Here is a 22,690-nt window from a genome sequence, read left to right on the forward strand (position 1 = left end):
TCCGGCGCACGCGACGGGCACGCCGAAAATTCCTGCTGGCCCCACCCTCATAAACTAGCAAGAGCAGGGCCAGTAATGCAAGCACTGCGGAGCAGCCGGCGTTCCAGGCTACGACGACTTCCTTACCCGCAGATACCATTCGCACAGCAGCCGCACCTGCTTGGGCGTATAGCCCTTGGCTACCATGCGCTCGACGAACTCCTTGTGCTTGTGCGCGTCGTCGGCGCTGGCCTTGGCATTGAACGAGATGACGGGAAGGAGTTCCTCGGTATTGGAGAACATCTTCTTCTCGATCACCGTGCGGAACTTCTCGTAGCCCGTCCAGGCCGGGTTCTTGCCATTGTTATGCGCCCGCGTACGCAACACGAAGTTGACGATCTCGTTCCGGAAGTCCTTGGGATTGGAAATGCCGGCCGGTTTCTCGATCTTCTCCAGCTCGCTGTTGAGCGAGTCGCGGTTGAAGCTTTCGCCGGTGTCGGGATCGCGGAACTCCTGGTCCTGAATCCAGAAATCGGCGAACGTCACGTAGCGGTCGAAGATATTCTGGCCGTACTCGGAATAACTCTCCAGGTAGGCGGTCTGTATCTCCTTGCCGATGAACTCGACGTAACGCTGCGCCAGGTATTCCTTGATGTAGGAATAGTATTTCTGCTCGGTCTCGGGCGGAAACTGTTCGCGGCTCACTGCCTGTTCCAGCACATACAGAAGATGTACCGGATTGGCGGCGACCTCGGTGCTGTCGAAGTTGAACACCTTCGACAATATCTTGAACGCGAACCGGGTGGACAAGCCCGTCATGCCTTCGTCGACGCCCGCGTAATCGGCATACTCGGTGCGCGACTTGGCCTTCGGATCGGTGTCCTTCAGGTTCTCGCCGTCGTACACCTGCATCTTGCTGAAGATGCTGGAGTTTTCCGGCTCCTTCAACCGCGACAGTACGGCGAACTGGGCCATCATCTTCAGCGTGCCGGGCGCGCAGGGCGCGGTGGCCAGCGACGAGTTGCGCACCAGCTTGTCGTAGATCTTGATCTCGTCGCTCACGCGCAGGCAGTACGGCACCTTGACGATATAGATCCGGTCGAGGAAAGCCTCATTGTTCTTGTTGTTCTTGAAAGCCTTCCACTCCGACTCGTTCGAGTGCGCCAGCACGACGCCGTCGAACGGTATCGCGCCGAAACCCTCGGTGCCCTTGTAGTTGCCTTCCTGGGTGGCGGTCAGCAGCGGATGCAGCACCTTGATCGGCGCCTTGAACATCTCGACGAACTCGAGCAGGCCCTGGTTGGCCAGGCACAGGCCGCCGGAGTAGCTGTAGGCGTCCGGGTCGTCCTGCGAATAACTTTCCAGCTTGCGGATATCGACCTTGCCCACCAGCGACGAGATATCCTGGTTGTTTTCATCGCCCGGCTCGGTCTTGGCGACCGCGACCTGGCGCAGCACCGACGGATAGCGGCGTACGATGCGGAAGCGGTTGATGTCGCCGTTGAACTCGTGCAGGCGCTTGACGGCCCACGGGCTGGGAATGGAGCGGAGATAGCGGCGCGGGATGCCGTAGTCCTCTTCGAGGATCAGGCCGTCTTCCTGCTCGTTGAACAGGCCGAGCGGGGATTCGTTGACCGGCGAGCCCTTGATGCAATAGAAGGGGACCTGCTCCATCAGGGACTTCAGCTTTTCGGCGATGGACGACTTGCCGCCGCCGACCGGGCCGAGCAGATAGAGGATTTGCTTGCGCTCTTCCAGGCCTTGCGCGGCATGCCGGAAGTAGGAAACCACCTGCTCGATGACTTCCTCGGTGCCATAAAACTCGCGGAACGCGGGATAGATCTTGATAACCTTGTTGGCGAAGATACGTGACAGCCGCGGGTCGTGCCGGGTGTCGAGCAGTTCAGGCTCGCCGATTGCCTTGAGCATTCGTTCTGCCGCAGTGGCGTACACCATGCGGTCGCGCTTGCAAAGGTCCAGGTACTCCTGGACCGACATCTCTTCCTCACGGGTCCTGTCATACCGTGCTGCATAGTTCTCAAAGATTTTCATTTGCATGTTTCCTTTGAAGTGAATCTATTGTCAGCCCTGCTGTAGCCATGAGCTGGCTTTCTGCACCGCAATTCAATAATACGCGCACTTTCTTTGGTCGGCATTCGGCAGATCCGGAAATTTTGATCTATTACGAAGCCAGGCCACATGCCCTTCCAACATGCGTTTCCCATACGCGTTGCGATCGTTGCGAAATGGCGCGCGGGCCTTTGGGACCGCACTCAAAACCGGATTCATACTTGCATATTAGCCGAATCATTGCGCCAGGCGTTGACGGGTTTGCGGCATGCCGACAACTTACTTTCGGCATGCGCAACCCCGATGCGTATGCGCCGGTCATACACCTGTCTTGTGCAGCCCAACGGCGTTATCATCGCAACACGCAAAATTCTGCGGAACAGCAACTTCATCATGGCATTCCGATGTGTGTTGCATCAAGCCTGAAACTTTGTCTTACAATTTTCCGCTCTCGATGTCACCTCCTTACAACCCGCCGCCAACGGCAATTTCACTCAACGATCAATGACCCGCTCCAAGCCTGCCGCCGTGCCTGTTCCGGAACCTATTCCTTCCGTCGTCGTGCGCCATTCCCCGATTCATGGCAATGGTGTCTTCGCCAGACGCAAGATCCCTGCCGGGTCGCTCGTTTCCGAGTACATCGGTGAAATCATCTCGGAAAAGGAAGCGGAGAAACGTACCGGGCTCGATCCGGACAATCCCTTCCATACGTTTTTTTTCGCGCTTGAGAACGGCAAGATGATCGATGGCGCAAGCGGCGGCAACGACGTGCGCTGGATCAACCACAGCTGCGCGCCCAACTGCGAGGCGCGCGAGGAAGACAACCGGATCTTCATCTACACCCTGCGCGACATCGCGCGCGGCGAGGAACTCAACTACGACTATGGCCTGGTGCTCGAGGGCCGCCATACGCCCGCGGTCAAGCGCGCCTACCAGTGCCTGTGCGGCGAGCCGAACTGCCGCAAGACCATGCTGGCGCCCAAGCGCCGAAGCAGGTCGGCCTGAGTCGGCCTGGTACGGTGACTGCAAGCATCGAAGCGCATGCCGGCGCCGCGCGCGTGGCGGTTATCGGCGGCGGTCCGGCCGGGCTGATGGCCGCCGAAACGCTGGCCGGCGCGGGCGTCGCGGTCGACCTGTACGACGCCATGCCCTCGGTCGGCCGCAAGTTCCTGCTGGCGGGACGCGGCGGCCTGAACCTGACGCATTCGGAGCCGTCCGCGCCGTTCCGCTCCCGTTTCCCGGGCCGGGAGGAAGAGGTCGGACGCTGGCTCGACGGCTTCGGCGCGCAGGACCTGCGCGACTGGTCGCACGGGCTGGGCGTGGAAACTTTCGTCGGCAGTTCGGGCCGGGTCTTCCCGACGGAAATGAAAGCCGCACCATTGTTGCGCGCCTGGCTGCACCGTCTGCGTGCAGCGGGCGTCCATTTCCATATGCGTCACCGCTGGCTGGGCTGGGATGGGGAAAGCCGGCAACTGCGCTTTGCATCGGAAACGGGCGAGGTCCGCACGGACGTCGACGCGACGCTGCTGGCGCTGGGCGGCGCAAGCTGGAAGCGGCTCGGGTCGGACGGCGCCTGGGTGCCGCTGCTGCGCGACGCCGGCGTCGGGGTGACGCCGCTCATGCCCGCCAACTGCGGCTTCGACGCGGCGTGGAGCCCGCATTTCCGCGAGCGGCATGCCGGCCAGCCGGTCAAGACCGTGACCGCCTGCTGCACGGCGCCGGACGGGCGCGTGCTGCGGCGCCAGGGCGAGTTCGTCGTCACGGAAAGCGGCGTCGAGGGCAGCCTGATCTATGCGCTGTCCGCGCCGCTGCGGGATGCGATTGCGGCTGACGGGGTTGCCACGCTCTACCTCGACCTCGCGCCCGGCAAGAGCCTGGAGCGCATCCATGCGGAATTGGTCCACCCGCGCGGCTCGCGCTCGCTGGCCAGCCACCTGCAGAGCCGTGCGGGCATCGACGGCATCAAGGCGGGCCTGCTGCGCGAAGTGCTGGGACGCGACGGCATGGATGACATGGGAACCGTGGCGGCGGCGTTCAAATCGCTGCCGGTGCGGCTGGTGGCGCCACGGCCCATCGACGAGGCCATCAGCAGCGCCGGCGGCGTGCGCTTCGACACGCTGGACGACGGTTTGATGCTGCGCGCGCTGCCGGGCGTGTTCTGCGCCGGCGAGATGATTGACTGGGAAGCGCCGACCGGCGGCTACCTGCTCACCGCCTGCATGGCGAGCGGCAAGCGGGCGGCGGAAGGCGTGCTGCGGTGGCTGCCTGCAAGGAGCGTGCGCTGATGGCCGGCGACACGCCCGTTTCCATCACACTGGTTCCGCAGGACTGGCAATTCGATGCGGCGCGCAACGAAACGCTGCTGCTGTCGGCCGCACGGGCCGGCATCGTGCTGCCGAGTTCGTGCCGCAACGGCACCTGCCGCACCTGCATCAGCCGGATTACCGGCGGGCAGGTGCATTACCTGATCGAATGGCCAGGGCTGTCGGCCGAGGAGAAGCGCGACGGCTATATCCTGCCCTGCGTCGCCTGTCCGCAGACCGACCTGACGCTGGAAAATCGCGCCGCGCGGCGTGCCTGATCAGCCTTTCCAGGTACGCTGCAAGCCGGTATCGGCGTGTATCCAGCCGCCGCGCGCATCGCTGCGGTAATAGAATCCGACCCCCCCCTGGCGGAAACTGCGCACCAGTCCGCCCAGCACGCTGGCGTCGAGATGCGGCACGCGGATGTCGGCTGCCTTGCCGTCCATGTGCAGCGATTTGCGGGCCGCCGGCACGCCCTGCTCGCGCAGCCGCTGGTTCGATTCCGGCGTCCGGTAGCCGGAAAGGATTTCCAGCGGCGCTGTCATGCCGTAACGGGCGACGAAGGCCTGGGTGCCCCACAGGGTTTCGAGGAGGTTGGGATCGATCGGCGCCGTCTTGCCGCCGCCGTTCACATCGCGCAGCAAGTGGCACAGCTGCTGGTAAGCGGAATCGACCACCTCGCCGTCCTTCCAGTACAGCAGTTTTGCGCGCTCGCCGCTGGCGGGACGCGTCACCTCGAGCACGCGCGGCTTGACCCAGAACTCCAGGTCCAGCACCTCGGCGTCGAAAATATCCGGCGGAGGCTGCATTGCAAGGGCGGAACCCGTGACGGCGGCTTCGGCAAACAGGCCGGAAGCGGTCAGGAACAGGCTTTTCTTCATGAAGGAACGGCGGGAATTCATGGCGTGGCGGTGTCGGATAGCGGAATGGGATGAAAGTTTAACCGAGGCATGCTGTTGGCTGTGTGCATTTCACCATTCGCGCGCCCCGGGCGCCATATTTTGAACGGTGGCATTTGCCACGGCAATACCGTCGAGGACGAAGTTGCCGCTGCCGCAAACCCAGTCGGGCTGCAGGCGCAACGCGATGTCGAGCGCCGGATTGCGGGTCGACTCCCCCTCGTGGAATCCCAGCAGGAAGACCAGGATCTCCGCATGGTCCGGCGTCGAATAGCGCTGGAACCGGCCCTCCACCTGCACGTCTTCGATACGGTCCAGCGCCGTGATGCTGCAGCGCCCGCACAGCCGCTGCTCCGGCATGGCGTCCAGTTCGAGGTTCAGCACCGGGGCGGACGGCGATGCGCTGTGGATATTGAGAGTGAGTGCCTGCATTGCGGAGTCTCCATCCGGGAATGGAGACTCTGATGCGGCGCCGGCATATTGGTTCGCGCGGCGCGCCGATTTACGATGGGCGATTTACGACGGGCGATTGCCGATGAATCAGTCTTCCCGGGCGAGCGCCAGGAATTCGGTGCGCATGCCGAGGTTGGGCTGGAGTTCGCCCAGCATCGACGAGGTGACGGTTTCCTCGCCCGGCGTGCGGATGCCACGGCTTTCCATGCACATGTGGCGGCAGCGCACCACCACGCCGACCGCCTTGGGTTCGAGATGGGTCATCAGCGCATTGGCAATCTGTATGGTCAGCCGCTCCTGCACCTGCAGACGCTTGGCGAAGCAGTCCACCAGCCGCGTCAGCTTGGACAGGCCCACGATTTTCCCGTTGGGAACATAGCCGATGATGGCCTTGCCGAAAAACGGCGCCAGGTGATGTTCGCAGTGGCTGTAGACAGGGATGTTGCGCACGACGATCAGCTCGTTGTACTCCTCGGCGCCATCCTCGAATGCCTTCAACAACTCGGCCGGGTCCTGCGCGTAGCCCGAGGTCCAGTGCTTCCATGCCTTTTGAACCCGCGAAGGGGTATCGACCAGCCCGGTGCGATCGGGATCCTCGCCCAGACTGATCAACAAACGACGCCAATCGTTTTCGGTAAATGCCTGTTCCGACATGGATTTTCTTTCCAGCGCGCCCGCGCTAACAGCAATTAAAGAAAGGGGGAGCGGCGCGAAATCTTATCCCGCACCGCAATAAGGCGCACATCGTAACCTAATTTTCGGAAATTCTTGGCGCGCGCCATAGGGCGGCAAGGGGGATACGGGAGAAAAACGGGGATAGGGTAAGCACGGGCGAACGACAGCGTCGCCGCAATGCGAACCGGAGCGCCATGCGCTCCGGTTATTGCAACTGCCCGAAGGAGCAGTAAGCTTACAGACGCGAGGCGGCTGCGGTCTTGCCGGCGGCGCGCGACTTGGTCTTGGCTGCAGCCGGCACGATGGCGGCGGGAGCCGGCTGCTCGGCCTGGCGCGATTCCTTCATCGCCGCTATTTCCCGGCCCAGCGATTCCAGGTCCATCTTGGCCTTGCGGGCCTTGGGGAACATTTCCTCTTCCTCTTCCTGCACGTGGTGGTCGATATACTCGCCCAGCACGGTGACCTTGGCGGCCCACTTCGGATCGGACGAATCGCCGGCCTGGATCTGGGCAATCAGGTCCTTGGCGCTTGCATGTTCGACCTCGGCTTCGTCGAGCAGGTCGGCATCGTCGATCGAATTGCGGGTGGCAGGGTAAAAAATCTTTTCCTCGACGTCGGCATGCAGCGTCAGCTCGTCGCAGATCTGCTGGGCCAGCGCCTGCTTGTCGGCGGCGGAACCGTCTTCCTTCATCTTCTCGAAGGTCTTGAACATCTTCTTCACACGCTTGTGGTCCGCGGTGAGAATGGCGATGGCATCGGTCCTCGACACTTTTGCTGCAGTTTTCTTGGCAGCGGTTTTCTTTGCTGCAGTCTTCTTGGCGGCGGGCATGGCAATCTCCAGTGAGTATGAACAATGCGCCGCGTTGGGCGCCTTGCGAACATGATCTGACCGCCCGGAGGCTGGTCAGATCATGAAAACGACTTGCATTTGGTGTTTCGGCTTAACGCACCCGGCCACGACGGAACAGGTTGACAATCATCAGCAGCACGACAGCGCCGAGGAAGGAAACGAACAGCGAAGGCAGGCTGAAATCATTCTGGTTGATCGTGCCGGTGCCGAACAGAGGAGCAAGCAGCCAGCCGCCGAGCAGGGCGCCGATGATGCCTACCACAACGTTCAGGAACATGCCTTGCTGCGCGTCCGTGCGCATGACCATGCTTGCAAGCCATCCAAGGATGCCGCCGACTACGATCCAAATAATAAAATTCATGATTTCCTCCTGGTTTTGGTTAATTGACTAAGGACTTGTGCCTTGGGAAACAGATTAGCAGCGGCCCCAGGGTGGCGATATAGGACAGGCACTCAATGTACTGTAGGAAAAGGTGAATAAATGACATCTTTTCTGCCCACAGCGACAATGGTTGGTCCGACAACAACCGACGGCCTTGCGCGCGCGTAACGAAAGATGCAAGGCCAATGGCCTGCCGAAACTTTGATACTGCCGCACGGTCACTCCAGACATCCAGGAGAACATGCCAATGCCAGAAGAGATACAGCAGAAGTGGCCACAGAATCTGTGGATCATCCGTCACGGCCAGAGCGCCGGTAATGTCGCGCGCGATGCGGCCGAGGCTGCGGGCCTGCCGCTGATCGATATCGCGACCCGCGACGTCGATGTGCCGCTGTCCGAACTCGGCGAGCAGCAGGCGGTGGCGCTCGGCCACTGGTTCGCCGCCTTGCCCGAGTCACAGCGTCCGACCGTCATCCTGAGCTCGCCCTATGCGCGCGCCAGGGCGACGGCGCAGCACATACTCGACCATGCCGGCATCGACCCGGACGAGGTGCAGCTGGTGGCCGACGAGCGCCTGCGGGAAAAGGAGTTCGGCATACTGGACCGCCTGACGCGGCATGGCATCGTGCAGAAGTATCCGGAACTGGGCGAGCAGCGCGCGCATGTCGGCAAGTTCTATTTCCGTCCGCCCGGCGGCGAGAGCTGGTGCGACGTGATCCTGCGGCTGCGCAGCCTGCTCGACACCATCATCCGCGAGCATCGCAATGAGAACGTCGTGGTGGTCGGGCACCAGGTCATCGTCAACTGCTTTCGCTACCTGCTCGAGCGGATGGATGAACAGACCATACTCGAGATGGACCGCCAGGGCGACGTTCCCAACTGCTCGATCACATCCTATGAATTCGACCGCACGCTGGGCCGCAAGGGCAAGCTGGCGCCCCGCCTGGTGAATTTCATCGTGCCGCTGCTGGAAGCCGGCGCGCCCGTCACCAGCGAGCCGGATGTGCCGGCCGCACCCAAATCATGAGGCCCTATGCCTGAAAAAAATCCGAAGGCTGTCGACGACGCGCTGTTGCGCGCATGGCCGTTGCCCATGCCCAGCGACGAGGGCGACAAGGAGGAACGCGGCCGCCTGCTGGTGATCGGCGGCTCGCGCGAGATGCCGGGCGCGGTGATCCTGGCCGCCACTGCCGCCATGCGCGCCGGCGCCGGCAAGCTGGCCATTGCCACCGGCGGCAGCGTGGCGCAGCTGGTGGCGCTTGCGATTCCCGAATCCCGGGTGATCGGCCTTGAGGAAACCGGCGAAGGCGGCATCGCGACCGGCGCGGCGTCGGCGCTGGAAAGCATGAAGGGCAGGCTCGACGCGGTGCTGATCGGACCTGGCATGCAGGACGAACCCGCCATCTGCGAATTCGTGCACGCGCTGCTGCCGATGCTGGACGGCGTCAACGTGATCCTCGACGCGGCCGCGATGGGCGTGGTCTGCGATGCGCGGGCAAGCGGCAGGGAAAGCGGCTTTCTTGGCCGCTACGGCGCGCAGGTGCTGCTCACGCCGCACGCCGGCGAGATGGCCCACCTGAGCGGCGCGTCCAAGGAGGAAGTGGCGGACGACCCGGAAGGCATGGCGCGGCGCATGGCGCAGCGCTGGAATGCGACGGTCGCGCTGAAAGGCCCGGTGACCTACCTCGCCACGCCCGACGGCCGTGTGTGGAAGCACGAGGGCGGCAATGTCGGCCTGGCCGCATCGGGCTCGGGCGACACGCTGGCCGGCATCATCGTCGGCCTTGCCGCCCGCGGCGCGCCGCTGGAGCAGGCCGGCGCCTGGGGCGTGGCGCTGCATGCGCGGGCCGGCGACCTGCTCGCCGAGCGCACCGGTCCGCTCGGATTCCTGACACGCGACCTGGCGGCCGAAGTGCCGAAGCTGATGCACGGGCTGCGCGGCTAGGCAGCCTGCAGCTTCGGCTGCGGCGTCTATTTGGCCTGCGCCACTTCCTGCAGCATGCGCGACATCAGGTACAGGCGCGGCACGATGGTGTCGGTGACGATGTACTCGTCGCGCGCATGGTAGCCGGCGCCGCCCAGCCCGAAGCTCTCCAGCACGATCGCCTTGCCCGACTTGGCGGCGAAGCCGGCGTCGGTGGCGCCGCCGGTGTTGTCGACCAGCGTCAGCTTGCGGTCGATCTCGCCATAGATTTCCTGCGCCTTCTTCGCCACCTCGCGGGCGGCCGGGCTGGCGACGAACGGCGGCCTGCCGCGCTCGATGCTCACCGTGGTCTGGGTGTCGGGCACCAGGCGGTTCTGCACTTTCTCCTTCAGCGCCGCTTCCAGCTTTTCAAAACCGTCCGGCACCGTCAGCCGCATGTCGCCGGTGGCGACCGCGGCTTCCGGTATCTGGTTGCGCACCTGGCCGGCCTGCGACACGGTCCAGTTCAGCTGCGTGCCCGGCACCGATTTGGCCACGTCCCGCGTCTGCACCAGCTGGTGCGAAAGCTCGATCAACGCATTGCGGCCGAGTTCCGGCGCGGCGCCCGCATGCGCGGACCGACCCTGCACCTTCAGCGTGACGGTGCCGGTGCCCGATGCGCCCAGCAGCACGATTTCCGGCTGCGCGGGCGACGGCTCCGACGACAGCACATAGTCTTGCTCGGCGCCCAGGCTGGCGATCAGGTCGCCGGATCCGATCGACCCGATTTCCTCGTCCGCGTTGAATGCCACGGTCAGCTTGCTGTAGTCGCGCCAGCCGGCATCCTTCAGCAGCTGCAGCGCATGCAGGATCACTGCGATGCCGCCCTTGTCGTCGGCGATGCCGGGACCGTAGATGCGGTTGCCCTCGACCTTGTACGGCTGGGTCGCCAGGGTGCCGGTCGGATAGACGGTGTCCATGTGGGCGATCAGCATCAGGCGCTTGCTGCCAGTGCCGGCCAGGCTGCCGATGACGATGCTGCCCGGGCCGGTGGTCCCCTGCTTCCGCTCGGTCGACATGCCCAGCGCCTTGAGCCTTCCCTCGGTGTAGTCGGCCATCCGGGCCAGTCCAGCCGCATCCGAACTGCCGGACTCGATCAGCACCATGCTCTTCAGCGTCTCGATGACTGCCGGTTCGGCCTTGCGTGCTGCGTCCAGCAATGGTGCGTTGACGCCGGCGGCGACGGCGCCGTGGCTGGCGCCGGTGATGGCCAGGGCCAGGAGGGTGGAAAGTAGCGTACGGCGCATGGTGTTCCTTCGTATTATTGGGATTGGAACGCGTATTTTAGGGAAATGCGGAAAAAGTCGCCGTACGGCACCAAGTCCACGCCGCCCAAGCCGCCGCGGCGGAATCTGTCCGGCCAGCGTGTGATCCAATGCCCTGCCCCGTCACGCCGCCCTGGATGCGCTTGGGAACACCCTGCCGTGGATGGCGCCCAGGATTGCATCGATAGCCGGATGCTTGATCTTCCGTTCATTCGAGATCGCGTAGAACTGCTCCTTCACCGGCGACAGCGCGCCTACCGGCACCGCGTCGAACTGGTCACGCACGTCCTTTTCCAGCGCCGACGGCGCCGGGAACAGGCCCAGGCCGCTGCGGCCGAATGTATTGAGCAGCGCATTGTCGTCGAACTCGCCGACGACGTCGGCGCGCACATCATGGCTTTCGAGCCACTGGTCGATACGGCCGCGAATCGCATTGTTGCGGGTGGGCAGCAGCAGCGGCGCGCCATTCAGGCTGGCGGGGAAACCCGGCGCATACCGTGCCGCCAGCGCCGGCAGGCCGAACAGCGTGATCTCGCTCTCCCCGAGCAGGTGGCTGAACACGCGCAAGGTCGTGCCCGAGGGCACGGGCCGGTCGGTCAGCACCACGTCGAGCTTGTGCAGCGACAGGTCGCCCAGCAGCGCGTCGAACTTGTCCTCGAAACAGACCAGCCTGACCCGCTGCGGCAGCGCCAGCGCGGCTTCGAGCAGGTGCGACGAGATCAGCTTGGGCAGCGAGTCCGAAATGCCGACGGTCAGGCGCATCGTATGCTCGATGTCGGAGGTGGCCAGCGTGTCGAGCATCTGCTCGCCCAGCAGGAAGATCTGGTCCGCGTAGGACAGGGCGATGCGCCCGGCCTCGGTCAGCGTCAGCCGCCGGCCCTGCGGCGCCAGCAGCGCCTTGCCTACCGACTGTTCGAGCAGGCTGAGCTGGGCGCTGATGGTCTGGACCGCGACGTCGAGGCGCTCCGCGGCGCGCGTGATGCTGCCTTCCTTGGCCACCACCCAGAAGTAATACAGGTGGCGAAAATTGATTCCGGTCGTTTTCATTTTCGTATTTTACGAAGTAATGTTCCCATTATCTTCGCTTTTAACAGTAAAGCAATCTGTTTAGGATGTTCGGTGACCAAGGCTGTCAGGTTTTCCCTGCAGTTCGTTTCAGTCGTTCTTATGCATTACAACCAAGGAGTCGGGTCATGAATGATCGTTACACCACCTTACGCCACGATGGCGCAACGACGGTGATGGATGGCGCAGCGCATCGCGTGCTGCGCAATACCTATATGCTGCTATCGCTGTGCCTCGGATTCGCCGCCGTCACCGCCGGCACCGCCGCGGCGATGGGCCTGCCCCATCCGGGCATCCTGATCACGCTGGTCGGCTATTTCGGACTGATGTTCCTGGTCACGAAAAACCGCGACAGCGGGCGGGGCGTCGTCTTCCTGTTCGCGCTGACCGGTTTCATGGGTTACACCCTGGGCCCGATCATCAGCACCTACCTGAAAATGCCGAACGGCACCCAGGTGGTGATGACCGCGCTGGGCGGAACCGCCGCAATCTTCCTGGCGCTGTCGGCTTATGCGCTGACGACCAAGCGCGACCTGTCCTTCATGGGCGGTTTCCTGATGGTCGGCGTGCTGGTCGCCTTCCTCGCAGGCATCGCGGCGATTTTCCTGAACATTACCGCGCTGTCGCTTGCGGTTTCCGCAGTATTCGTGCTGCTCATGTCCGGCATGATCCTGTACGAGACCAATAACATCGTTCGCGGCGGAGAGACCAACTACGTGCTGGCGACGCTGTCGCTGTTCGTGTCCATCTTCAACCTGTTCACGAGCCTGCTGCACTTGCTGGGCTTTAGCAGCAAGGAATAAACGTTGTCTCCGGACGCAATCCTGCGTCCGGCCTGTCGGGCGTCGTTCCCTGGGACGACGCCTTTATTTTTCGTAATGAACCGCTGGAGAACTACATGCTGGAAATGCTTGCCGACCCACAGATATGGATTGCCTTTGCCACCCTCACCGCGCTTGAACTCGTGCTTGGCATCGACAACATCATTTTTATTTCCATTCTGGTCGACAAGCTGCCGATCGAACGCCGCGAGGTCGCCCGCCGGATAGGCCTGTTTGGCGCCATGTTCATGCGCATCGGCCTGCTGATGACGCTGGCATGGATCGTCGGCATGACCGCGCCGCTATTCACGGTTCTCGGCCAGGATATTTCCGGACGCGACCTGGTGCTGATACTTGGCGGCCTCTTCCTGCTGTGGAAGAGCGTGGGCGAGATACACCAGACCATCGAAGGCGAGGAAGAAGGCGCCACGGCGGGCGGCGCGGTCAAGGCGACGTTCGGCGCGATCATCCTGCAGATCATGGTCATCGATATCGTCTTTTCGCTGGATTCCATCATCACCGCGGTCGGCATGGTCCGGGAAGTCGGCGTGATGATTGCCGCCGTGATCGCGTCTGTCGCCCTGATGATGCTGTTCGCCGGGCCGATCGGCCGTTTTGTCTCGGCCAACCCTACCATCAAGATGCTGGCGCTGGCCTTCCTGGTCGTCATCGGCGTGGTGCTGATCGCGGACGGATTCGGTTACCACATGCCAAAGGGATACATATACACTGCAATGGCTTTTTCGCTGCTTGTGGAACTGCTGAACATGAAGATGCGCAAACATCATGGCCGCCGTTCGCAATGAAGGAAGCGATGCGCTCCCCGGTGCGCAACCTTTCCAGATGTCCACAGTCAAATCCGGACTACCACTTTTGAAAGGACAGGATCATGAGGCTGGATATTTACAGGCGTCCCGAGAGCAACGGTCATTTCTCCTACCTTGCCGTGCCTGAGGGCAAGAAGATCCCGGAGGAAGCGATCAGCGTGGATTGGGAAGAAGCCGACCGTGGCGTTGAAGTGGCCGACGGAGAGTCTTCACTGAAAGACTTCTCTATCGAAGAGCCGATGCAGCAGATCAGTGCGAAAGGCTACGCCATCACCAGCATCAAGACCCTGGGCGACCCGACGCCCATGCCTTAAGCAGCACATTGCGGGCCGGCCAGCACGGCCCGCAAGCGGCTCCCAATTCCGCGCAATGCAGTTCGCCCCGCAATCAGTTCAGCAATTTATCCGGCAGTTCACCTCGCAGTTACCTCAGCAATTCACTACGCAGTCACCCCAGCAGTTCACCACGCAATTCACACCAGGTCGTTGTCTGACAATTCCCGTTTCAGATACGCATACAGGACCGGCGCCGCAATCACGCCCGGCACGCCGAATACCGCCTCCATCACCAGCATCGCCGCCAGCAATTCCCAAGCGCGCGCATCGATATGATGGCCGATGATTTTGGCGTTCAGGAAGTATTCCAGCTTGTGTATCGTGACCAGGAAGACCAGCGACGCCACTGCCGTGTGCAGCGAGTGGGAGAGGCCCACGACAACCAGCACGGTATTGGAAATCAGGTTGCCGATCACCGGCAGCAGGCCGGCAACGAAGGTGACGGCGATCATGGTCTTGGACAGCGGCAGGCGCACGCCGGCCAGCGGCAGGGCCACATAAAGGAATAATGCGGTGAACGCCGCGTTAATTGCGGCAATGCGGACCTGGGCAAAGACGATCTGCTCGAACGACAGCGCCAGCGCGACGACCCGCGCATGCAGCGCCGCAGCCAGCGGCTTGTAATTCTTCGGCTCGGTCGTGTCGTACAGCGCCGCCATGGCGCCGACCACCATGCCGATCAGGATATGGGCAATGGTGCGCCCGGCCTGCTCTCCCACGCCTCGCGCCTCGACCGCATGATCCCGCATGTAACGCGTCAGCATCTCGCGCAGCGACTCGACGCTGGTGGGCAGGTGGGCGCGCAGCCATTCAGGCAATTGCTCGCGGGAGGCCTGGATCACATCGGCGACTTTTTCCAGCAGCCGCGTGGTGCGCGCAGGGTCGGACTGGAAATAGTCGAAGATCCACCAGATGCCGCCGCTGAGCGCGGCCACGATCATCGCGCTCAGGATCGCCACGGCAATCATGCGCTGGCGCTCTCCGCTGATCTTGCGGCCCAGCACGGGCGCCAGCAGGTGGACCAGCGCAAACACCAGCAGGCCGGAGAACAATGCCGCCAGCAGGCCCTTGTACAGCACCACAAGCAGCATGATGGCGGTCAGGATATAGGAAGCAATGACGGGACCGTTATAGCGGCTCTGTGCAAGTGGCATGTTTTATAAGGTTCGGGAATCTGGCGGTACCTTACCCTAGTTTGGCGCCGCCAACAAAAAAACCGCCCGCGGTTTCCCGCGGGCGGCCTGGCGATCCTGCTGCCGGTTTTCCTGGTGCGGAGCGCCCACCGGGCGCCCTGCATGCGTCAGGATATCTGCTGTATGCCTGCCAGTGTCCAGCCACCCTGGCCGGATGACGGCTTGGTCAGGTTCCAGACCTCGGCGAACGGCTCGGCCGGCGCATCGAGCGCCTCCCGGATCATGCCGCTGAACTTGACGCTGGCCAGGTGGTCCGGACCGCTGGTTTCAATACCCAGCAATTGCGCGTCCAGCGACACGACGTCGGTATGGTTGGCCGACGCGCCGCGCTCCTGGATCTGCATGCGCAGTTCTGCAAACATCTCCGGCGAGGTGAATTCGCGGATGTCGTTCACATCGGCCTTGTCCCACGCTGCCTGCAGGCGGATGAAGTACGTCTTCGCATGCCGCAGGAATGCCGGGGTGTCGAAGTCTGCCGGCACGCCCCAGGGCGCATCGCTTGTCGCGCTACCGCTGGCGGCAGGCTGTGCCGACTGCAGTGCCGCGGGCCGCAAAGGCTCGACATGCGAACCGATTTCCGGCGTGAACGACGACGGTGCGGCGCCAGCGCCGGCACCTGCACCAGCCGCAGCAGTCGCATATGCCGGGCGCACACTGCCGCCATCCGACTTACGCTTGAGCATGCGGTAGATGAACAGGCCAGCCACCACCAGCAGTCCGACCATCAGCATCGTGCTGATCATGCTGGCCAGCGCGCCGCCTATGCCCATGCTGGACAGCAGTGCGCCCAGTCCAAGGCCCAGCAGTGCGCCGCCGAGCATGCCTTTCCATGGGCTTGCGGGCTTCGGTGCGGCTGCCGCCGGCGTGGCGCCTGGCCGTGCCGGTGCGGCCGACTGCATTGCCGCCGGCGATTGCGCCGACTGCGCGGGCGAAGACTGGTTCACGCTCTGCGATTGTTTGCCGACCGAGCTGCCGCTGCCCATGCGCTTGGCTTCCGCGCTCGACAGTCCGATGCTGACTGCCATAATGGCAACCATGACTCCCATAACAACCTTTTTCATCTCGTGCTCCTTGTTAAATACTGGTGTGAAGCCGGTCACACCGACCGATAAGCAACGGACAGAGCATAAGCGACTTTAACCAAGTGAAAAAGCGAAGTTAAATTGATTATTACTTCGTAAATTGCGAAACGTGCAGGCGGCCGTTTGTACGGCACCGCACTGTACCCGAAACGCGTCCTGGTTAGTCTGCCGGGTTTGCCTTCAAGCCTACACTGGACCAGAAATATGACCGATCTCCTGCCGGACTGGGTAGTAAGCCCGCTGATGACGTTGCTGGGCTGGCTGCCGGAGAGCCAGAAGTATGCGTGGCTCGATGTTGCCCTTCAGGTCTTGCTGATCCTGCTGATCGTGCTGGCGGGCGACCGCTTCGGCATGCCCGTGCTGCAACGCCTGGCCAGGCATCTGCCCTTTTCCCGCCGCCTGCTGGTCCAATGCCGGCGCGCATTGCGCGTTGCCGCGTTCTTCCTGCTGCTGCAGATCGTCTTTCGCGATACCGACCCGAGGCTGCATCTTTCACCGCTGCTGTTGCACCTGACGGCCCTGCTGACCATCGCCTCCCTCACCTGGCTGTCGTCGCGGGCGGTGCAATCGATCGCGGACACCATCGTCGAGCGTAATCCGATCAACCTGACCGACAACCTTGCCGCGCGCCGTGTCCATACCCAGACCCGCGTGCTGGCCCGGTCGGTGAACGTGCTGATCATCCTGGTAGGCACAGGCATGGCGCTGATGACGCTGCCGCTGCTGCGCCAGATCGGCACCAGCCTGCTGGCGTCGGCGGGCGTGGCCGGCCTGATCGTCGGCTTTGCAGCCAAGCCGGTGCTGGGCAACCTTCTGGCCGGCCTGCAGCTCGCGATCAGCCAGCCGATACGGCTGGACGACGTGGTGATCGTCGAAAACGAATGGGGACAGATCGAGGAAATCACCGGGACATACGTGGTGGTGCGCATCTGGGACCAGCGCCGCCTGATCGTGCCGCTGCAATGGTTCATCGAGCATCCATTCCAGAACTGGACGCGCAACAGCGCCGAACTGCTGGGAGTGGTCATGCTGTGGGTGGATTACCGCTTGCCGCTCGAACCGCTGCGCGCCGAAGCGCAGCGACTTTGCCGCACTTTTCAGGAATGGGACGGCCGGGTCTGCGTGGTGCAGGTGACGGAAACCAACGAACGGGCAATGCAGGTGCGCATACTGGTCAGCGCGCCCGATTCGCCCCGCACCTTCGATTTGCGCTGCAAGATGCGTGAAGGCCTGCTCGATTTCATACAGCGGCAGTATCCGGATTGCCTGCCACGCGTACGCGGCGAAACCGTCGGCGCGGTGATGAACCCGGAGATCCAGCGCTGACCCTGCAGCCGGGCGTCAGGCTTCCTCGTCCTCGGCATCCGCCAGCGCATCGGGATCCACCGGGGCGATCAGTTCCGGCGTGCTGTTGCCGACCCGGTTGACCGCCTTGCTGACCGCGTGCCAGGTGAATTCGTCGGCCGGCACCGCCATCGACCGCGCCAGATGCTCCGCCTGCTCGGCAGGCAGGTCCGGATCCAGCCACATCCGCGCGTCATCCGGGGACAGCACGACCGGGCGGCGGTCATGGATGTCGACCATGCCAGCGTCTGCCGCGGCAGTAACGATGACAAAACCGCTGCCTTCGGGGTTTTCACGGTCGAGACGGACATTGGTAATGGCGGCAAGAAACATCGGTTCGTCCGACTTGCGCCGGATATACCAGGGCTGTTTGTGCCCGGCCTTTCCTGTCCATTCGTACCAGCCGTCCGCGGGCACTAGCACCCTGCCATGCAGCCACATGTGCCGGAAATAGCGCCCGGTTGCCGCCTTTTCTATGCGGGCGTTGATGGCAAGCGGTATGCCTTTTTCCGCCGCCCACCTCGGCCGGTATCCCCATTTCACCGTGTCGATCATCGGCCCGGAAGGATCGAGAAAATGGATCAGCCACGGCGTACTCCCTGGCGGCGTGTTATACGAGGGCTCGCGTGCCGCAGCCTCCTCGCTGACCGCAGCGGGAACGTGCAACGCTTCCATGTACTCCTGCGCCTTTCGGTACTGCGTGATGCGTCCACACATTGCGACCTCCTTTCACTGGACAACATGTTCGGTCATCGAAAAATAAGCCGGTTCGTTGTGTTGCATGTTGCTGCGGACGATGCCGACTATCACGTAACGCATGGTACGCAATGATTCCTCACAAAGAATCGCTGAAACATTGCGGACAATCAAAATCCGCTGAATGCCCCGATTGTGTCTTATTGCAATTTGTTGTAATTTAACATTGTTTCAAATGCAATTTTAAGGGCGCCGGTTGCTTTTACTTTTTTAATCGTTCAGGCATCAGGAACGCTGGCATTCAAAAGGTGAGGAAGCGGTATGGCACAGCGTGCAGGCAGATCGTGGCCCTCAAAAAATTGCGTGTGGTTATTGTTCTTGATCAAAAAAAAACTTAGCAAGCAGGAAATTTTGTTGCACTTCCAATGTCTTTCAGACAGTACAGCGCACTGTTCCCAACCTGACATTTTGAAAGCGATTTAGCCATGGCGTCCGAAAATCTTGTAACCCAAGAATCCTATAATCCGAATCACCTGCTCGACATCCTGATCGAACGTCTGAACCTGAAAAATGACGCAGCCTTGTCGCGCGCACTAGAGGTGGCGCCACCGGTCATCAGCAAGATCCGTCACCGCCGCCTGCCGGTCGGTGCGTCGATGCTGATACGGATGCACGAAGTCAGCACGATGAGCGTACGCGAACTGCGCGACCTGATGGGCGACCGCCGGACCAAGTACCGCCTCAGCGATGCACAGGGCAAGCCCAAGCCAGCGGCCACCGACAAGCCGCAAGCAAACGGCTGACTCCCGGCTGCAGCATGCGGCCCGATTGCAGGCCGGCCTGCGCGATGCCGCCGCCCGCCCAGCGCGAGCGGCCCATCCCTGTCGCATCCTCTGGCAGGAAAAACCGCGCAGCCGGCCATCTTTTCGCCTTCCTCGGGCACCATCGCCCTTCAACCCCAATTACCGCTAACTTATGCCAGGCCTGATCAAGCATCGCGGCGTGCGTATCGTCACGCTGGAAGCAGGCGACACCGTTGTCGACCATGCCCGTCCGGGCGACATCATGATCGAACAGAAGGAAGATGGCTGGCACCTGCATTTCATTGCTGACGACGGAGCGATAGACAGCTACGAGGATCCGTTCGACAGCCATGTCAAGGCGCTCTGGTCGGCAAAGGCCGCAGCGGAATACCAGGCCAGCGGCGAATAATTTCCGATGCGCCTGCCGCAATAGCCGTTTGCACAGGATCTTCTCTCTTACCCAAGGTACATAGCAGTCCCAACCCGGCGCACTAATTTTAACGATTAGTGCATTTCTACCGGGTATCCTATCTGGAGGACTGCATGACTAAACGATTTTTCCAGGCGTGTTCCTGCCTGATCCTCATGGCGCTGCTGAACGCATGCTCGGGTGGCGGCGGCCAGAATGACACTGGCGGCAGCCAGCAGGCCGCGGTGCTGCCCCGCCCCACGCCTTCCCTGTCGGGCGTCGTCGAACTAGGCGGCGGCGTTCCGGCAGCCCCCACCCGGGCCACGGCTTCCCTCGTTAAAACCAGTAACGCCGCACCCACCGCCACGCTGCTGGCGCAGACAGCCGCCGCAGGCGGCACCCTTGGCCCGATTTCCACCATCGACCCGCGCCAGATTCTCGGCAGCGCGCGTGCCCTGCCCAATCCTTTTCAGCCCGGCAATATCGGCGACCTCAAGCTGGTAACCCTGCCTGAAGGCACCCGCACCCGTATGCCTACGGGCAAATGGTCGAAAGGATTTTTCTATCAAAGTCCACGCAACCTCGACGCGTATTTCCAGGGCACCGGCGATGCGAATGACCCGCGCAACCAGGGCGGCGATACCGAGCGGTTCAATATCTTTGCCTTTCCCAACAAGCTGAGCCTCGACGACCGCATCGGCATGCTTTCCGTCAGTTTTCCCACGCGCCGATACATTGCGTACGGTACCGACCCGAAAGCCGATGTTTACGACCTGACCAATCCGCTCAAGGCCGACACCCTGCTTTACCATATCGCCCCCAACAGCAGCCAGGACATCCGCCTGAGCTATGTGCAGCCCGCCATCGGCCGGCTGGCGCGCGGGATAGACAGCTTCGATGAATTGACGGTGGCGACCAGCTGGAAATCCCCGGCCGGCGACCTGAGCATGCAAGTCCTTGCCGCCGAAGGTTCTCCGTATGTCACCGTACGCTACAGCGGACTGCGCCCGGTGATCCAGGTTGGACAGGGCAGCCAGGCAAGAACCCCGAAAAACAATGTCGGCCTGCCCATCCCCGGCGCACAACCGGATTACACCCAGCAGCAAAGCGACAGCGGCATCCGGGCCGTGGCCGTGGACGAGGAAAAAGCGCAGACGTTTATTGAAACCGACACCATACGCGTGATGCCGCAGCTGACCGGCACCAAGTTCCGCATCCTTTACCAGGTTCCCGACCGGGCGCGCGCGAAGCCCGGCACAAACGACGGCGGGGAGATCGCGCCGCCCGATACGCTCAAGGAACTGGTGATTTATACATCGACGCCCATCACGCTCGACTGGGATACGCCGTCCCGCTCCTACGTCGCCCGGTCTGCATTCAACGGCGTCATCCGGACCGCCTTTGTCGACGATGTCGACCTGGCTGCGTGGGCATCGAGGATAAACGACGTTTCCGGCATTGCGTCGTTCAAGTCGCGCCGCATCATTCTCGACAAATACGCGGCAACCTACCCGACCACCTCCGAAATATTCCTGGACTATTCCGGGACGACCGGACTGGTCAGGTACGTCTGGGGCAAGGCCCGCATGGACGGCCAGACGCCGCAGGACAGCGATCTGCTGATGATGGGCTTCGACGCGACGCACATCGCCTCTCTCCAGGGCGCCAGCAAGGTCGACGGCCTGACCTACCGCTCCAACATGGGCTCGATGAGCGCAATCGCCGGCAGCGAGTGGAAACAGCAGCTCGATATCCCCGGCATCATGCAAAACGGCGCAACGGGCGAAGCATTGTGGATGGGTTCGGGCAAGATCAAGGCGGCCGACGTGCCTCGCGTCCGGCAGTCGCTGCTTGCCGATGCTGCGCTGCTGACCGAGACCGACCCGAAGATCGACCATTTTCTTGAGACCTGCAATGCCGACTCCTACATCTGCGGCAAGTACCTGCACAACGTCGCCCGCCTTGCGCTCATTGCCGACAGCCTGGGCGAATTTACGGTCAGAAAACAGCTGACGGATTACCTGAAGAAGTCGCTGGCCTTATGGCTGGATGGCGTGAAGCCGGATGGCAGCACGGTCGATGTGGCCAACGACCATGCGAATGACGCACTGGTCTACGATACGACAAACGGCGGCACCATCACCTCGCTCGGCCTGCAGGATCACAACAAGGATTACAGCAACCGCGCCTACGTGGATCACATGTTCCACTATGGCTATTACATTTATGCTGCTTCCGTGGTCGCGGCGCTGGACCCCGAGCGTGACACCGACAAGGGCTGGCTTGCAGCCAACAAGGAAAAGGTCAACCTGCTGGTCCGCGACATTGCCAATCCCAGCCTGGACGACCCGTATTTCCCCATCGTGCGCACCTTCGACTGGTTCAGGATGCAGAACATCGCCGACACCGGCCCCGACGCCAACGGCGGCAATACCGAGTCGTCCAGCGAATCGGTGAACTCGAACTATGCGCTGGCGGCGTGGGGCGCCGTGATCAAGGACGACCAGTTCCAGGCGCTGGCTGCCATCATGACAGCCGCCGAGATCAGGACGTCGAAAGCGTTCTACCAGGTCACGCCCGATACCGCCTACCTGAAAGCAATGGACTTCCCGGAAGTGGACGTAACGGTCAGGCTGCCAAAAAATCGCACCGAGCTGCGCAAGATCGCACCGGGCAGCGAACCTGTGATGAATATCCTGCGCGCCAACATCGTGGAGACCAATACGTTCTTCGGCCCGCTGCTGGCCAACCGCATCGGCATCAACCTGCTACCCATCTCCCCGATTTCCGAATATGTGATTTCAAAAGACTGGGCAAGGACGCACTACGATACCTTGCGCAGGCTGGAAGACACCAACACGGAACAGTTCAGGAGCATCGTCAACACGCCGCCCAACCAGACCGCGGATTGCTTCCTCGCCGGCTGGGATCCAAAGGCGAAACATGAAAACCCGGACGGCACGCCTGAGCTGCCCAATCCCGGCGCCGTTTGCGCCGGCAGGCTCAGGGTACTTTATAGCTGGCGCCACCTGCCGGTGGCCGCCAGCGGCATGATAAAGCCTGGGGAAGCATACGATCGCTACGTCGCCTACATGGACGAGCTGAAGCCGTTGCAAGACACTTATCGGCTCAACACCCGGTCCAGCGTCTACCCCGACTCGTCCCGGAACGAGAATGGCGTTGTCGCCGATGTGCTGAAAGACATCTCCACGCCATCCACCGACACCAATACCCTGTGGTGGCTATCTTCACGCAAACCGGATTGAATCCCGGGAT

The 22,690-nt window shown here is 62.2% G+C and carries 23 protein-coding genes; 12 read left to right on the plus strand and 11 right to left on the minus strand.

Annotated elements, in window-relative coordinates; translation table 11 throughout:
- Positions 1-108: 108 nt before the first annotated feature.
- Entirely contained in the window at positions 109-2,031 is a 1,923-nt protein-coding gene (locus tag QOL82_RS24795) for a PrkA family serine protein kinase (protein WP_283444994.1), read from the minus strand.
- 522 nt (positions 2,032-2,553) lie between these two features.
- Here QOL82_RS24795 and QOL82_RS24800 point away from each other — a divergent pair.
- Genes QOL82_RS24800 through QOL82_RS24810 form a run of 3 tightly spaced genes read left to right on the plus strand, consistent with a single transcriptional unit; the run spans position 2,554 to position 4,630 of the window.
- Positions 2,554-3,054 carry an SET domain-containing protein gene (locus tag QOL82_RS24800; protein WP_283444995.1) on the plus strand — a complete coding sequence of 167 codons (501 nt, stop codon included), beginning with the start codon at positions 2,554-2,556 and terminating at the stop codon, positions 3,052-3,054.
- Between the two features lie 14 nt (positions 3,055-3,068).
- The gene (locus QOL82_RS24805; RefSeq protein ID WP_283444996.1) at positions 3,069-4,334 is read left to right on the plus strand and encodes a TIGR03862 family flavoprotein; all 1,266 of its coding nucleotides are present in this window, start codon (positions 3,069-3,071) and stop codon (positions 4,332-4,334) included.
- Positions 4,334-4,630 carry a 2Fe-2S iron-sulfur cluster-binding protein gene (locus QOL82_RS24810; RefSeq protein ID WP_283445028.1) on the plus strand — a complete coding sequence of 99 codons (297 nt, stop codon included), beginning with the start codon at positions 4,334-4,336 and terminating at the stop codon, positions 4,628-4,630. Before QOL82_RS24805 ends, QOL82_RS24810 begins: the two co-directional genes overlap by 1 nt.
- Here QOL82_RS24810 and QOL82_RS24815 read toward each other — a convergent pair whose 3' ends face one another.
- From QOL82_RS24815 to QOL82_RS24835, 5 genes are all read right to left on the minus strand, one after another.
- Complete coding sequence (locus QOL82_RS24815) at positions 4,631-5,254, minus strand: YcbK family protein (protein WP_430438542.1); 624 nt, start codon at positions 5,252-5,254, stop codon at positions 4,631-4,633.
- 69 nt (positions 5,255-5,323) lie between these two features.
- On the minus strand, positions 5,324-5,683 hold the full coding sequence (locus QOL82_RS24820) for a DUF1842 domain-containing protein (protein ID WP_283444997.1): 360 nt from the start codon (positions 5,681-5,683) through the stop codon (positions 5,324-5,326).
- Positions 5,684-5,791: 108 nt separating this feature from the next.
- Positions 5,792-6,358 carry a GTP cyclohydrolase I FolE gene (gene folE, locus QOL82_RS24825; protein ID WP_283444998.1) on the minus strand — a complete coding sequence of 189 codons (567 nt, stop codon included), beginning with the start codon at positions 6,356-6,358 and terminating at the stop codon, positions 5,792-5,794.
- 256 nt (positions 6,359-6,614) lie between these two features.
- A complete protein-coding gene (locus tag QOL82_RS24830) occupies positions 6,615-7,208 on the minus strand; it encodes a hemerythrin domain-containing protein (RefSeq protein ID WP_283444999.1) in 594 nt (197 codons plus the stop codon).
- A 112-nt stretch (positions 7,209-7,320) separates the two neighbouring features.
- On the minus strand, positions 7,321-7,590 hold the full coding sequence (locus QOL82_RS24835) for a GlsB/YeaQ/YmgE family stress response membrane protein (RefSeq protein ID WP_283445000.1): 270 nt from the start codon (positions 7,588-7,590) through the stop codon (positions 7,321-7,323).
- A gap of 262 nt (positions 7,591-7,852) precedes the next feature.
- On the opposite strand from QOL82_RS24835, the gene QOL82_RS24840 reads away from it, so the two are divergent.
- Positions 7,853-8,638 carry a histidine phosphatase family protein gene (locus tag QOL82_RS24840; protein ID WP_283445001.1) on the plus strand — a complete coding sequence of 262 codons (786 nt, stop codon included), beginning with the start codon at positions 7,853-7,855 and terminating at the stop codon, positions 8,636-8,638.
- Positions 8,639-8,644: 6 nt separating this feature from the next.
- The gene (locus tag QOL82_RS24845) at positions 8,645-9,556 is read left to right on the plus strand and encodes an NAD(P)H-hydrate dehydratase (protein WP_283445002.1); all 912 of its coding nucleotides are present in this window, start codon (positions 8,645-8,647) and stop codon (positions 9,554-9,556) included.
- A gap of 26 nt (positions 9,557-9,582) precedes the next feature.
- On the opposite strand, the gene QOL82_RS24850 is transcribed toward QOL82_RS24845, so the two are convergent.
- Together QOL82_RS24850 and nhaR are read right to left on the minus strand one after the other, a co-directional pair.
- A complete protein-coding gene (locus QOL82_RS24850) occupies positions 9,583-10,821 on the minus strand; it encodes a M20/M25/M40 family metallo-hydrolase (RefSeq protein ID WP_283445003.1) in 1,239 nt (412 codons plus the stop codon).
- 141 nt (positions 10,822-10,962) lie between these two features.
- Positions 10,963-11,886 (minus strand): transcriptional activator NhaR, encoded by a 924-nt coding sequence (nhaR, locus tag QOL82_RS24855; protein ID WP_283445004.1) that lies wholly within the window; start codon positions 11,884-11,886, stop codon positions 10,963-10,965.
- A 146-nt stretch (positions 11,887-12,032) separates the two neighbouring features.
- On the opposite strand from nhaR, the gene QOL82_RS24860 reads away from it, so the two are divergent.
- The 3 genes from QOL82_RS24860 to QOL82_RS24870 all read left to right on the plus strand — a co-directional run bounded on the left by QOL82_RS24860 (position 12,033) and on the right by QOL82_RS24870 (position 13,866).
- Positions 12,033-12,707: a Bax inhibitor-1/YccA family protein gene (locus QOL82_RS24860; RefSeq protein ID WP_283445005.1), complete on the plus strand. Its 675-nt coding sequence runs from the start codon at positions 12,033-12,035 to the stop codon at positions 12,705-12,707.
- A 95-nt stretch (positions 12,708-12,802) separates the two neighbouring features.
- Entirely contained in the window at positions 12,803-13,531 is a 729-nt protein-coding gene (locus QOL82_RS24865; protein WP_283445006.1) for a TerC family protein, read from the plus strand.
- 83 nt (positions 13,532-13,614) lie between these two features.
- Positions 13,615-13,866 (plus strand): DUF6139 family protein, encoded by a 252-nt coding sequence (locus QOL82_RS24870; protein WP_283445007.1) that lies wholly within the window; start codon positions 13,615-13,617, stop codon positions 13,864-13,866.
- A gap of 158 nt (positions 13,867-14,024) precedes the next feature.
- On the opposite strand, the gene QOL82_RS24875 is transcribed toward QOL82_RS24870, so the two are convergent.
- Together QOL82_RS24875 and QOL82_RS24880 are read right to left on the minus strand one after the other, a co-directional pair.
- Positions 14,025-15,041, minus strand: a complete 1,017-nt coding sequence (locus tag QOL82_RS24875; protein WP_283445008.1) for an AI-2E family transporter — start codon at positions 15,039-15,041, stop codon at positions 14,025-14,027.
- A gap of 146 nt (positions 15,042-15,187) precedes the next feature.
- On the minus strand, positions 15,188-16,141 hold the full coding sequence (locus QOL82_RS24880) for a Tim44 domain-containing protein (protein WP_283445009.1): 954 nt from the start codon (positions 16,139-16,141) through the stop codon (positions 15,188-15,190).
- Positions 16,142-16,366: 225 nt separating this feature from the next.
- Here QOL82_RS24880 and QOL82_RS24885 point away from each other — a divergent pair, with 225 nt between their 5' ends.
- On the plus strand, positions 16,367-17,488 hold the full coding sequence (locus QOL82_RS24885; protein WP_283445010.1) for a mechanosensitive ion channel family protein: 1,122 nt from the start codon (positions 16,367-16,369) through the stop codon (positions 17,486-17,488).
- 15 nt (positions 17,489-17,503) lie between these two features.
- On the opposite strand, the gene QOL82_RS24890 is transcribed toward QOL82_RS24885, so the two are convergent.
- Entirely contained in the window at positions 17,504-18,223 is a 720-nt protein-coding gene (locus QOL82_RS24890; RefSeq protein WP_283445011.1) for an SOS response-associated peptidase, read from the minus strand.
- A gap of 464 nt (positions 18,224-18,687) precedes the next feature.
- Here QOL82_RS24890 and QOL82_RS24895 point away from each other — a divergent pair, with 464 nt between their 5' ends.
- From QOL82_RS24895 to QOL82_RS24905, 3 genes are all read left to right on the plus strand, one after another.
- Positions 18,688-19,005 (plus strand): hypothetical protein, encoded by a 318-nt coding sequence (locus QOL82_RS24895; RefSeq protein ID WP_283445012.1) that lies wholly within the window; start codon positions 18,688-18,690, stop codon positions 19,003-19,005.
- Between the two features lie 172 nt (positions 19,006-19,177).
- Positions 19,178-19,414, plus strand: coding sequence for a hypothetical protein (locus QOL82_RS24900; protein WP_283445013.1), 237 nt, complete (start codon positions 19,178-19,180; stop codon positions 19,412-19,414).
- Between the two features lie 134 nt (positions 19,415-19,548).
- Positions 19,549-22,680 (plus strand): glycosyl hydrolase, encoded by a 3,132-nt coding sequence (locus tag QOL82_RS24905; RefSeq protein WP_283445014.1) that lies wholly within the window; start codon positions 19,549-19,551, stop codon positions 22,678-22,680.
- Positions 22,681-22,690 lie beyond the last annotated feature (10 nt).

The organism is Noviherbaspirillum suwonense (genome assembly GCF_900182955.1).
Lineage (GTDB): Bacteria > Pseudomonadota > Gammaproteobacteria > Burkholderiales > Burkholderiaceae_D > Noviherbaspirillum_A > Noviherbaspirillum_A suwonense.

Excerpts from the sequence above, each read along its gene's own strand:
- QOL82_RS24880 (WP_283445009.1), bottom strand. The coding sequence starts at position 16,141 with ATGAAAAAGGTTGTTATGGGAGTCATGGTTGCCATTATGGCAGTCAGC.
- folE (WP_283444998.1), bottom strand. The coding sequence starts at position 6,358 with ATGTCGGAACAGGCATTTACCGAAAACGATTGGCGTCGTTTGTTGATC.
- QOL82_RS24800 (WP_283444995.1), top strand. The coding sequence starts at position 2,554 with ATGACCCGCTCCAAGCCTGCCGCCGTGCCTGTTCCGGAACCTATTCCT.
- QOL82_RS24795 (WP_283444994.1), bottom strand. The coding sequence starts at position 2,031 with ATGAAAATCTTTGAGAACTATGCAGCACGGTATGACAGGACCCGTGAG.
- QOL82_RS24890 (WP_283445011.1), bottom strand. The coding sequence starts at position 18,223 with ATGTGTGGACGCATCACGCAGTACCGAAAGGCGCAGGAGTACATGGAA.
- QOL82_RS24905 (WP_283445014.1), top strand. The coding sequence starts at position 19,549 with ATGACTAAACGATTTTTCCAGGCGTGTTCCTGCCTGATCCTCATGGCG.
- QOL82_RS24830 (WP_283444999.1), bottom strand. The coding sequence starts at position 7,208 with ATGCCCGCCGCCAAGAAGACTGCAGCAAAGAAAACCGCTGCCAAGAAA.
- QOL82_RS24810 (WP_283445028.1), top strand. The coding sequence starts at position 4,334 with ATGGCCGGCGACACGCCCGTTTCCATCACACTGGTTCCGCAGGACTGG.
- QOL82_RS24875 (WP_283445008.1), bottom strand. The coding sequence starts at position 15,041 with ATGCCACTTGCACAGAGCCGCTATAACGGTCCCGTCATTGCTTCCTAT.
- QOL82_RS24900 (WP_283445013.1), top strand. The coding sequence starts at position 19,178 with ATGCCAGGCCTGATCAAGCATCGCGGCGTGCGTATCGTCACGCTGGAA.
- nhaR (WP_283445004.1), bottom strand. The coding sequence starts at position 11,886 with ATGAAAACGACCGGAATCAATTTTCGCCACCTGTATTACTTCTGGGTG.
- QOL82_RS24835 (WP_283445000.1), bottom strand. The coding sequence starts at position 7,590 with ATGAATTTTATTATTTGGATCGTAGTCGGCGGCATCCTTGGATGGCTT.
- QOL82_RS24885 (WP_283445010.1), top strand. The coding sequence starts at position 16,367 with ATGACCGATCTCCTGCCGGACTGGGTAGTAAGCCCGCTGATGACGTTG.
- QOL82_RS24840 (WP_283445001.1), top strand. The coding sequence starts at position 7,853 with ATGCCAATGCCAGAAGAGATACAGCAGAAGTGGCCACAGAATCTGTGG.
- QOL82_RS24860 (WP_283445005.1), top strand. The coding sequence starts at position 12,033 with ATGAATGATCGTTACACCACCTTACGCCACGATGGCGCAACGACGGTG.
- QOL82_RS24820 (WP_283444997.1), bottom strand. The coding sequence starts at position 5,683 with ATGCAGGCACTCACTCTCAATATCCACAGCGCATCGCCGTCCGCCCCG.
- QOL82_RS24870 (WP_283445007.1), top strand. The coding sequence starts at position 13,615 with ATGAGGCTGGATATTTACAGGCGTCCCGAGAGCAACGGTCATTTCTCC.
- QOL82_RS24815 (WP_430438542.1), bottom strand. The coding sequence starts at position 5,254 with ATGAATTCCCGCCGTTCCTTCATGAAGAAAAGCCTGTTCCTGACCGCT.
- QOL82_RS24895 (WP_283445012.1), top strand. The coding sequence starts at position 18,688 with ATGGCGTCCGAAAATCTTGTAACCCAAGAATCCTATAATCCGAATCAC.
- QOL82_RS24845 (WP_283445002.1), top strand. The coding sequence starts at position 8,645 with ATGCCTGAAAAAAATCCGAAGGCTGTCGACGACGCGCTGTTGCGCGCA.
- QOL82_RS24865 (WP_283445006.1), top strand. The coding sequence starts at position 12,803 with ATGCTGGAAATGCTTGCCGACCCACAGATATGGATTGCCTTTGCCACC.
- QOL82_RS24850 (WP_283445003.1), bottom strand. The coding sequence starts at position 10,821 with ATGCGCCGTACGCTACTTTCCACCCTCCTGGCCCTGGCCATCACCGGC.